At 57.8% G+C, this 6,312-nt stretch carries 7 protein-coding genes; 5 read left to right on the plus strand and 2 right to left on the minus strand.

Annotated features, from left to right (window positions below; all coding sequences use genetic code 11):
• The 5 genes from JMF85_RS28280 to JMF85_RS26520 form a co-directional block, all read left to right on the plus strand.
• Positions 1 to 206 (plus strand): hypothetical protein (locus JMF85_RS28280; RefSeq protein WP_236596009.1); only part of this gene is annotated, 206 nt, incomplete at its 5' end.
• 125 nt (positions 207 to 331) lie between these two features.
• Positions 332 to 1,579 carry an APC family permease gene (locus JMF85_RS26505; RefSeq protein WP_201319276.1) on the plus strand — a complete coding sequence of 416 codons (1,248 nt, stop codon included), beginning with the start codon at positions 332 to 334 and terminating at the stop codon, positions 1,577 to 1,579.
• 54 nt (positions 1,580 to 1,633) lie between these two features.
• A complete protein-coding gene (locus tag JMF85_RS26510; RefSeq protein WP_201319277.1) occupies positions 1,634 to 2,383 on the plus strand; it encodes an ABC transporter ATP-binding protein in 750 nt (249 codons plus the stop codon).
• Complete coding sequence (locus JMF85_RS26515; RefSeq protein WP_201319278.1) at positions 2,380 to 3,615, plus strand: ABC transporter permease; 1,236 nt, start codon at positions 2,380 to 2,382, stop codon at positions 3,613 to 3,615. The genes JMF85_RS26510 and JMF85_RS26515 overlap by 4 nt, the downstream gene beginning before the upstream one ends.
• A 98-nt stretch (positions 3,616 to 3,713) precedes the next feature.
• A complete protein-coding gene (locus JMF85_RS26520; protein ID WP_201319279.1) occupies positions 3,714 to 4,670 on the plus strand; it encodes an alpha/beta hydrolase in 957 nt (318 codons plus the stop codon).
• Between the two features lie 91 nt (positions 4,671 to 4,761).
• On the opposite strand, the gene JMF85_RS26525 is transcribed toward JMF85_RS26520, so the two are convergent.
• Positions 4,762 to 5,211, minus strand: a complete 450-nt coding sequence (locus tag JMF85_RS26525) for a thiol-disulfide oxidoreductase DCC family protein (protein WP_054798480.1) — start codon at positions 5,209 to 5,211, stop codon at positions 4,762 to 4,764.
• Positions 5,212 to 5,328: 117 nt separating this feature from the next.
• The coding region (locus JMF85_RS26530; RefSeq protein WP_201319280.1) for an FAD-dependent monooxygenase at positions 5,329 to 6,312 on the minus strand (984 nt) is incomplete at its 5' end.

The raw sequence follows: 6,312 nt of genomic DNA on the forward strand, positions 1-6,312 counted from the left end.
CAATCATGCTGACGTTCGTCCATCGTTTCCGACCTGACGTGACAGCGAGAATCAATTTACCACATTTGCTATCTGTTTTGCAAGCTTTATTTTTCGTTCCATGCCAAGGGACAAATCCTCAAAGTTCAGAACGCCTGTTTGCCGCATCACTTACGACAGCGAGAATTAATTTACCACATTCGACACGCTCTTGCAAGTTTTTTTAATAACTTTTTTTGATGAGCGCCGGCTCTCGATTGGCCGGATTAATAATATAGCACGATTGCATCGGGGTGCGCAACCGTGTAAAGTTTTCCATAACCTACGTTTATAAAAAGGAGTTCAACAGCCCATGAAGCAGCGCACCGTCACGATGCCGCAAGGCGTCGCCTTATATATGGGAGCCGTGCTTGGCTCCGGCATACTGATCTTGCCGGGCTATACCGCCAATGTGGCCGGGCCCGCCTCCATCATCTCGTGGCTGCTCCTCTCGCTGTTAAGCATACCGGTTGCCTATACGTTCGCAAGACTGGCCCTTACCTATGAAAACTACGGCGGCATCTCGACGATCGTTGGGCAAGCTTTCGGCGATACGTGGGGAGCGATTGTCGGGTGGTTTTTCTTCACCTGGGTCGCCGGCGGCCAAGCCGTCGTCGGACTGACCGGAGCCTCCTATATTACGGCCGCTTTCGGCTGGTCCTCGGAAGCGGTGTACGTGCTCGCTTTCGTATTTCTCATCGCGGCTTTAATTGCCAACCTGCTGGGCATGCGGGTGAGCGGTTGGCTGTCGCTCCTGTTAAGCGGCGCGGTGCTCGTCCTGCTGCTGCTGACGATCGGTTTTAGTTTACCCGTAACGTCCTTAACGAATTACCGGCCTTTCGCACCGCATGGACTGCAAGGCATCGGCCAGGCGTGCGTGCTCATTTTCTGGGCATTCTTCGGCTGGGAAAGCATCACGCATCTCGTGCCCGAATTCAAAAGGCCTCACCCCGACGTCATGCGGAGCACATGGATTAGCGTCGTAGTCGTCGGGATCACCTATACGCTGTTGTCCGTCGTAACGGTCGGCACGCATACCTATGGGGAACCGTCAGATGCCGCTCCGCTCGCCGCGCTAATGAACCGCGTGCTCGGCGTCAATGCCGGGTTAACGACAGCCGTCGTCGCGTGTATCGTATGCTTAGGCACCTTGAACGTATACTTGGCCAGCTCCGCACGGCTCGGACTCTCGCTGGCGACAGACGGGAAACTGCCGCGCTGGTTCGCCGGAACGAGCCGAAACGGAACGCCTTACCGCTCGACCTTGTTTCTTTTTGCAACCAATACGTTCGTCCTGGGCGGCAGTTATGTCACGGACTTTGCCGCCGATCGTCTGATTCTTATCCCGACCACGCTCGGCATTCTCGTGTATGTCTTGGCTTCCGCGGCCTGCCTGAAGCTGCTCTGGCGCGACCGTAAGGGGCGCTGGTCGGCGCTTCTCGCAACGGCGCTATGCGTGAGCATCGCTCCGTTCTCCGGCGCCTACCTGGCGGTTCCGCTCATTACCGCGGGGGCATGTCTTCTTTATTTGAAGTTCGGCGGCCATGGGCGCGGACGGTAGCTTTTTCTTTTCCCTGGCAAACAAGGTACAATAAGGCTCAGAGGTGAATACGAGATGGAACCTTTATTGGAAGTGGAGCATCTGATCGGCGGCTACAGCCGGCAGAAGCCGGTGCTGCACGACATCAGCTTCTCCGTTCGTCCCGGGGAAATGGTCGGCTTGATCGGCTTGAACGGGGCGGGGAAAAGCACGACGATCAAGCATATATTAGGCTTAATGGAGCCGCATTCGGGCGCGGTTCGGCTTGCGGGACGCCGGTTGGAGGAAGATCCGACCGCTTACCGGAGAACATACGCTTACGTCCCCGAATCGCCCTTGTTATATGAAGAATTAACGGTGAGGGAACACCTCGAGATGGCTGCGATGGCCTACGGTTTAGACAGCGCAACCTATGAAGAGCGATCCGAACGGCTGCTCGAGGAGTTTCAGATGGCACCGTTCCGCAACCGGCTGGCCGGCCATCTGTCCAAAGGCATGAAGCAAAAGGTGATGATCATGAGCGCCTTCTTGGTCAAGCCGGACTTGTATATCATCGACGAACCGTTCCTCGGTCTCGATCCGCTAGGCATCCGCTCGCTGCTGGAGCTGATGGTTCGGGTCAAAGAAAGCGGAGCGTCCATTCTGATCAGCTCTCATATTTTATCGACAATCGAACGGTACGGCGACCGTTACGTGCTGCTGCACCAAGGCCGATTGACGGCCGCGGGCGATTTGGAGGCGCTGCGTGCACAAGCCCGCATGCCCGGCGCTTCGCTGGACGACGTCTTCTGCAGCTTGGTAACGCAGGACGTGAACAGCCTATGAAGAAGCCGGAACGACTGACGTTTGACGCGCGGGAGACGTGGAGCAAGCGAACGAAAGATTTCCGGCTTGAAATCCGGCCCTATGTCGGATATGCGCTGCAAAGCGTCTCCTTATTCGTCCTTCTGCTGGTGCTCGCCGGCAGCTTCTTCTACGGTAAGCTGCTCACGCAGGCGCCTCCGGGGTTTCCTTTTCGGGAGATAGCTGCGCTGGTGCTGCTCCCGTTCGCCGCATGGAGTCCGATCCGCACCTACATCCGCGAAGCCGATACCGTATTCTGGCTGCCGCTCGAGACCGAAATCGCCCGCCATTACATGACAAGGGCGGTGAACGCCTCCTTCGCGGTCCAAGCTTTCGGGCTGCTCGCCGCGTGGCTGGCTGTCTGGCCGGCTTTCGCCTTCGCGGATGGCGATAAGCCCGGCTTCATTCACGCCCTGCTGGTGCTGCTTGTTCTCAAGCGTGTGCTGCTGCAAGGCCATTGGACCGAGCTCAAGCTGACAATACGCTCGAAGAGAGCGCTGCTCGCGATGCTGCGATGGCTGCTGGCGGGAGGCTGCCTCTATATGCTGCTTACGCTGAGCCCTCCGGCCGGTTCGCTGCTCGTAGCCGCGACTTTACTCATTTATTTCGGCTTGATCCATCTGCTGGACGAAAAGAAGCTCCATTGGCTGCAGCTAGTCGAAGCAGAACGCCGGCACCGGAGCCTTATTCTGCGGCTGCTGAATCAATTCGTGGATGTAGCCGAGCTGCATGGGCGTCCCCGACCGGTGCACGCGCCGCGCAAGCTGATCCGCGGGCTCGCAGGCCTTCGCTTCGATGCATCGCATACGTATCGGTTTCTATATGTACACGTCTGGCTGCGGTCGGAGGGGTTCGGCATGACTCTCCGGCTGACAGTGCTCGGCGGTCTTATTATTTCGTTCACAAAGGGCGTCGCGGCTCCGGCGATCGTGTTTCTTCTTTTTACAACGCTAACGGCCCTTCAATTAAAGGAACTCGCCAAGGCGTACCGCCACTCGGAATGGTCGTTCATCTATCCGCTTCCGCCCGCGCTGCGCGCACAATCGGCTCAAACGGTCATTCGCCGCATTCATGCCGTGACGGTTGCGCTGCTTACCGTTCCGCTGCTCTGGGCGATGGCCGCCCCGTATCAAGCGTTGCTCCTGCTTGCCCTGGGGCTCGGTTTATCTTATATATGGACGACCCTGCCAAAAAACAGCATCTTCTCTAAGTAACCGGTCCCATTCCCGCGCCTCCTCATTTGTCGTATAATGAAGAAATCTTGTTTCTCATTTACGATACGTTACTCAGGAAAGGAATGGAAAGGAAGCGCATGAAACCTACTCCCGCGATTACAAGAGCGCCCAGACGGCGTCTAGGCCGACGGCGGATCCGGCTTCGCGTCATCTTTGCACTTATTCTTCTACTGGCAGCGGCATGTATCGGTATTTCCGGATTTGTCGGCTGGCAGCTGTCGCACCCCGACCCGAAGCCGCTTGAAGATTCGCCCAAACGGCTCGGCATGGCCTACGAGGATGTGCAGTTCCAGAGCCGTCAAGGCGACCTGTTGTTAAAAGGCTGGTATATGCCTCCCGCGCAAACCGTCGAGAGCGCGACTTACGGCAAGGCGCAAATCATTATGGCGCACGGTTATAAAAACAACCGGGAACAAAAAAACGCCGAAGCGTTATCGCTGGCCAAAGACTTAACCGATCGCGGTTTCGGCGTGCTCATGTTCGACTTCCGCAATTCCGGCGAATCGGAAGGAACGATGACGAGCGTCGGGTACTATGAAAAGTACGACCTGCTCGGCGCGATCGACTGGATCAAAGCGCAGCGTCCCGGCAAAATCGGCGTGCTCGGCTTCTCCATGGGAGCCAGTACCGCGCTGACAGCAGCCGCCGAGGAGCCTGCGGTGGCAGGGATCGTGGCCGACAGCCCGTTCAACCGGCTAAGCAGCTACTTGAATGATAATTTGTCGGTGTGGTCGCATTTGCCGGACTTTCCTTTTACGCCGCTGATCATGAACATGCTGCCCCCGATGCTCGGCATCGATCCGGATGAGGTAGACGGGCTGAGAGCGGTTGACGCGATCTATCCGCGACCGATCTTATTCATACACAGCGCGAACGACCCTTCCATCCCGCTGCGCAACAGCGAGTCCTTGTGGGAGAAGCACAAGGACCGGTTCGAGCTGTGGACGACGGCTGCCGAAGGCCATGCCCGAAACTACCCGCCGCAGAAGCAGGAATACGCGGACCGGGTAAGCGCCTTTTTTGAGCAGCTGTAAGGCTGCTCCATGACGCCAAAAAAACGTCTCGGCTTTTCTAAAGCCGGACGTTTTTTTGCGCCTGCAGCAGGAATCGAATCGATATCCGCTGTCACGTATCGAGAAACCGCTCGCGTACGTCCCGTCCCGGGATCAGGCAAGCGTCAGTCCTGCCGAACCATCGGTACCGGTTACGGGCGATCCAGCCGTACATTGCATTGCGCAGCGGCTTCGGTACGGCGATGAACGCGTACAGCAGTCCCCATCCGCCTCCGAGTCCGCGCAAGACGCGCAGGCCTGCCGTAGAACGGGTGTAAGCTCGATGATTATCGATGAGAACGAACGTATCGAGCGCCTGCGGATCAAGACCGTAGTGCGACAGCAGCGCTTGGCCGACGTCCGATTGAATCGCCGTAAACCGAAACCGGCCGGCGCGGTCACGGGGCAAAATAAATTGCACGACCCGCTGGCAAAAGCCGCACACGCCGTCGTAACAAACAATCGGATGCTCCGCGGCGATCGAACGGATCTTCTCATCCAACATCTTCTGCTCCGACTCCATACTTACTCTCCTTCCCTCGGGACGCAACCGAAAATCTGCTCCAGCTTCATTATACACCACATACACCACGGGATAGCCCGTTCACGTAACCGCCGTACACCGACGGACGTCCTGACGTTAGAACATAAACCGTTCGTGAATCGCCAGCGGCTCCGGCAGCACGAGCAGACGCCGCTGCACGAAGCGGATCAGTTTCGTCTTGGCCGCAAAAGAAATAAACATCGGCGCCCATGTGCGAATGAATGGCGACGAGCTGAATATCAGCTTGGCGGCGCGGTCCTGCATGCTGTGGATGGAGCGAATTTCGCGATCGCGGCACTTCTGAACCGCAGCAAGCCGCCCGGCGGAACAATCCCTGTCCCGCAGTGCATCGTAGATGACGTCGGCGGCAACGACGGCCGTGGTCACAGACAGCGACACCCCTACCGCACCGGCGGGAGAAGCGCAGTGAGCGGCGTCGCCAACGAGCAGACAGCCGTTCTTCGCCCATTCGCGCACATAGAAATCTTTGGCTTGCAGCAGCACGAAAGGCTTAAAGTCGGTAAGCGACTCGGCGAAATCGCGGAAAGCCGGGTGGGCGGCGAGCAGCTCCTGGCGCAGCGGTTCGATGCCGTGAGCTTTTATTTCTTTCCATTCCGCGGCAGGAACGGCGATGCCGACCTGCAGCAGGTTCGGGTATTTAGGCAGGACGATATAACCGTGACCGTCGGTAATCAGCATGCGCAGCTCTTCGCCCCAATCGGCCGGTTTCGGCACCGTGAACCATACGAGATCCCCTGCGTAATGCTCGTACTCGATCTCGAAACCGCCCAGCTTGCGCACGGCGGAGAAGCGCCCGTCCGCGCCGACGGTCAACCGCGCCCGCACTTCCAGCGGCCCGTCGGCGGTTTCCGCCACAACGCCGGCGATCCGGTCGCCTTCATGAAGCAGCTGTTTCACCGGAGCGTGAAACAGCATCTCGAAAGACGGGAACGTCCGCGCCTTATCGTACAAGGCTTGCAGCAATACCGGCTGGGGCATCCACAACGCGTAAGGAAAGGCGCCGGAGACGTCCTCGAAGCTGAAGGAGCCCATTCTTTTGTTCTTATAAAATAACGTGCC

This window comes from Paenibacillus sp. EPM92, from assembly GCF_016586185.1.
Lineage (GTDB): Bacteria > Bacillota > Bacilli > Paenibacillales > NBRC-103111 > Paenibacillus_G > Paenibacillus_G validus.